The sequence below is a fragment of the Microbacterium marmarense genome, from assembly GCF_037204165.1.
Classification (GTDB): Bacteria; Actinomycetota; Actinomycetes; order Actinomycetales; family Microbacteriaceae; genus Microbacterium; species Microbacterium marmarense.
On the sequence record NZ_JBBDGL010000007.1, the window covers coordinates 1 to 4352 of the forward strand.

2 protein-coding genes are annotated in these 4352 nt (G+C 59.2%); both read left to right on the forward strand.

Annotated features, from left to right (window positions below; translation table 11 throughout):
- Positions 1-279, forward strand: a 279-nt coding sequence (locus tag WDU96_RS13565) for a hypothetical protein (RefSeq protein ID WP_337339064.1), incomplete at its 5' end; no start/stop codon positions are given.
- Between the two features lie 201 nt (positions 280-480).
- A partial coding sequence (locus tag WDU96_RS13570; RefSeq protein WP_337339065.1) for a glycosyl hydrolase family 95 catalytic domain-containing protein occupies positions 481-4352 on the forward strand: 3872 nt, incomplete at its 3' end.

Consider the following 4352-nt stretch of genomic DNA (forward strand, 5'->3'; position numbering starts at 1 on the left):
TGTCTGGAAAGCGAAGTGGTGGACCCGCAACGCAACTCCCGGCGCGAGCGTCTGGCAAGACCTCGGCAGCTACTAACCCCTGAAATCAAGGATGGCCGGGCCGCGCAACGCGACCCGGCCATCATCGTGTCGTCGACGACAACGCGTGAGGAGATGAATCCTAATTATCTGGGCACACACGAAAAGCTGCGAGGTCAGAATCCCGATGTTTGGGCACCTCGGATATCGCGCGCTTTCATCCTATGTTTTCGACCGTTGATCGCGAAGAAACACCTTTAACTTGAAAGCCAGTGACAAGACATCGGATAAATGTTAGCCTCACGGTGTCGTCTCGAAGCAGAGAAGATCGAGCAGTTGCTACTCATGTATATCTCGATTTAGTGTTTTAAACCACATATCGAGAGTGTGTGAATGGCGCGGCACGGCTAAGTCTGATCGAGAGTTCTCCCAGATAAGACCCCGCGCAAAGGAGCCGGAACTGTGCCCACGCAAAAGCATCCGCAGTACCCAACGCCAAGAAGCGGTCGCGTACCGACACCGAGGCGATGGGTAGCAAGTTCGCTCGCTGTTGTGCTCGCCACTGGCGGCATGGTCGGCATAGGCGTTCCCGCGACAGGCGCCGAAGAGGCAACGCAGTTTGGTGAACAGCCAGCGCTCAAGACTTGGTACTCCGCACCAGCCGGACCTGCCACTGACAAGGCCCAGGCGTGGGAGAAGGAGAGCATCCCGCTCGGCAACGGCTATATGGGCGCGAGCATCATGGGAGGCGTCGACACCGAAGAAATCATTGTCAATGATCACACCTACTGGTCGGGTGGCCCTGGGCAGAACCCAGACTATGACGGCGGCTTCAGCAGCAAGAGCACCGAAGAGAACGTTGCGAACATCCAAACCGCGCAAGAGATGTTGCAAGAGGCGTGGGATGCAACGACGCCGGCCACGGTTGATGCTGAGGGCAACATCACGCCTGCTACGTCACCTGACGCTGCCACGATGTCTCAGATCACCGGCATCGTGAACCAGCTGAAGGGCACCAAGGCGGATTTTGGCAGCTACCGTCAACTCAGCACTGTCGTTATCGGGTCCGATGAGATCATCAATCTCGATTCGTTCTCTTCGAACTACGAGAACCCAAACAACCCCTCGCAAGGGACCGCAGCTCTATTCGACGACGACACATCCACAAAAATGTATGCCGACGAATTCGGCACACCAAGTGCAGAGCACCCCTATGAGGTCGAATGGTCCTACTCGGCTTCGATCAGCGCGACGACATATCGCCTCGCGACAGGCAGCGACCAGGCGCCGCGCGATTTCAAGGCATGGGACCTGTTTGCGAAGGACGGAGCCGGCGACTGGGTGCTCGTAGACGCCGTTTCAGATGGGGCGCTCCCGTCGAGCCGTCGAGCATACACGTCGTTCGATCTTGATGCCCCCGGTGTCTACGATTCGTTCAAGATGGTTGTTACGGCGACCAAGGGCGGTGCCAACCCGCAGATGTCAGAGATCAACATCGCTATCGCACCCGCGACCGGTCCTGAGCTGGTGAGCAACGAAGCGAACCACGAACACCCCGACAACGCAGCGGAACGCTCGGCATCCCTCTTCGACGGCGACACCGGCACGAAGATGTTCGCCTTCAACTCCGGTGCGATCACTCCCGAGAATCCCTACGACGTGGAGTGGGCATATTCGCAACCGTTCGCTGTCGAGACCTATCGCCTCGCGACGGGCAATGACCGACCCAATCGTGACTTCAAGACGTGGACGCTGTACGCCAAGTCGAGTTCTGGCGAATGGGTGCTGATCGACACCGTCGATGACGCTCAATTTGGCTCAGCACGCACGGCGTACAAGGAGTTCACTGCTGATGTTCCGGGAACCTATAGCTCGTTCAAGATGACCGTCACCGCGCTCGTTGGCGCGAACGACAACCCGCAGATGTCGGAGATCGCAATGCCGGTTCCCGTTGACGAGAATGCGCTCGTCAGCGACTACCGCCGAGGCCTCGACCTCGATGAGAGCAAGGCCACAGTCTCGTATACACGCGGCGATGTCGACTACGAGCGGGAGTACTTCATCTCGAACCCCGACAACGTCATGGCGATCCGCCTGAACGCATCCGAGCCGGGCTCGATCAATCAGGTGTTCTCGATTCAGCCGATTGACCCGAACTCGATTGTCGCGGATGGCGATACGGTCACGGCCACCGGCTGGGTTGGTGGGCACGACGATGCCGCTGACGAGATCAACAAGTTCAACGACGGGCTTCACTACGCTCAGCAGTTGAAGGTCATTCCGGTGGGAGAGAACGCCGAGATGACTACCGTGGGCGATTCCATCGCGGTCAGCAACGCTGACTCAGTGTTGGTTCTGACGACAACGGACACCAACTATCAGCAGGACATCACCGCTGATGAGCCATACGCAGGCGAGGATCCGCTCAACAACTATTTCGATGGTCGCGATCCATTGATCGACGTCGCAGAGCGAATTGCTGCTGCGTCGCAGAAGTCGTACGAACAGCTCTACGAGGCTCATGTCGCGGACTACAAAGAGCTGTTCGACCGGGTGCAGTTGAACCTCGGGAACGTCGCTTCCGTCGAAGACAAGACCACGATCGAACTGCTCGACGGGTACCGCAGTGGGACCAACACAGCCGCAGAGAATCTTTACCTCGAAACGCTCTACTATCAGTTCGGTCGCTACCTGCTGATCTCCTCGTCGCGTGAGGGCTCGCTTCCGGCGAACCTTCAGGGAATCTGGGCATACGGCAAGGTTGCGCCATGGAACGGCGACTACCACGCGAACATCAACCTGCAGATGAACTACTGGCTCGCAGAGCAAACTAACCTCTCGGAGCTGAGCGAGCCGCTGATCAGCTTCATCGACAACCTCGTCCCACGAGGCACCGTCGGTGCGCAGCGCATGTTCGGCGAAGACACCCGCGGCTGGACGGTCTGGCACGAAGTGAACACGTGGGGCAACACCGGTCCCGCTGTGTCGGGCGCGTTCTTCAGCCCAGAGGACGGTGCATGGCTCACCCAGCACCTGTGGGAGCACTACCAGTTCACGCTTGACACTGATTTCTTAGAAGAGCACTACGACATGCTGAGAGACGCGGCTCTGTTCTGGGTCGACAATCTGGTGGTCGACACCTCAAGCAACAAGCTCGTGGTGAGTCCGTCGTATTCGCCTGAGCACGGACCGTACTCGCTAGGTGCAACGCAGACCCAAGCCGTGGTCAACGGTCTCTTCGAGGACGTCATCGAAGCTCACGAGGCGATGGGCGGTCGTCTCGACGATGCCGATACCGAGAACGGACTCGAAGGACGCTCTGCCGAGGACGCCTATATCGACGAGATCGTTGCAGCCAAGGCAGGAATGCTCGGATTGCAGATCGCTCCAGAGGGCGACTACACCGCGGACGGCAAGACGTATCCGGGAGGACAGCTGCAGGAATGGCAGAATGCCATCGCCATCGACTTCACGGGTGACGGCAACCACCGTCACACCAACCACCTCTTCCCGCTTCACCCAGGCGACCAGGTCGTAGCTGGCCGAAGCGCCGAAGATGACGCGTACGTCGAGGCGATGAAGGTCACGTTGAATACCCGCGGCGACGCTTCGACCGGCTGGTCGATGGCATGGAAGCTCAACTTCTGGTCGCGGGTGCGAGATGGGGATCGCGCACACACCTTGTACAGCAACCTGCTGAAGCGAGGTACCTACAACAACCTGTGGGATGCGCACCCGCCGTTCCAGATCGATGGCAACTTCGGCGGTACCGCCGGTGCCACGGAGATGATGTTGCAGTCGCAGGGCGATGCGATCGAACTGTTGCCAGCGATGCCTGAGGTCTGGAGTGAAGGCTCAGTTCAAGGATTGCGCGCTCGAGGCAGCGTCGGAGTCGACATGGCCTGGACAGGTGGTGCGCTCTCCGAGGCCGTGTTGACGCCTGATGCGTCACAGACCCTTACCGTGACGGCTGAGGGCATCGCGGACAAGGGCGTCACAGACTCGAGCGGCAACCGTGTTGCTATCGAGGCCGTCGCCAACTATGACGGCGAACAGGATGGTCGCACCATCCGGTTCGAAGCCGAAGCTGGCGAGACTTACCGCATCGCCGAGGGCGGCGAGCCCGAGCCGGAGCTTGATACTGAGCGTCCGGTGGTTGAGTTGGTCTCGCCTTCGACGGCTGGTCCGTTCTTGGAGCTCGACATTCAGGTGGATGCTGCGGACAATACCGGGTTGAACCGTGTGGTGGCGAACATCTTCAAGGATGGTGTGTTGGTGAAGAGCACGCAGTCTGTGGCGGATGGGGCGACGGAGTTTTCGCACTCGGCGACGGT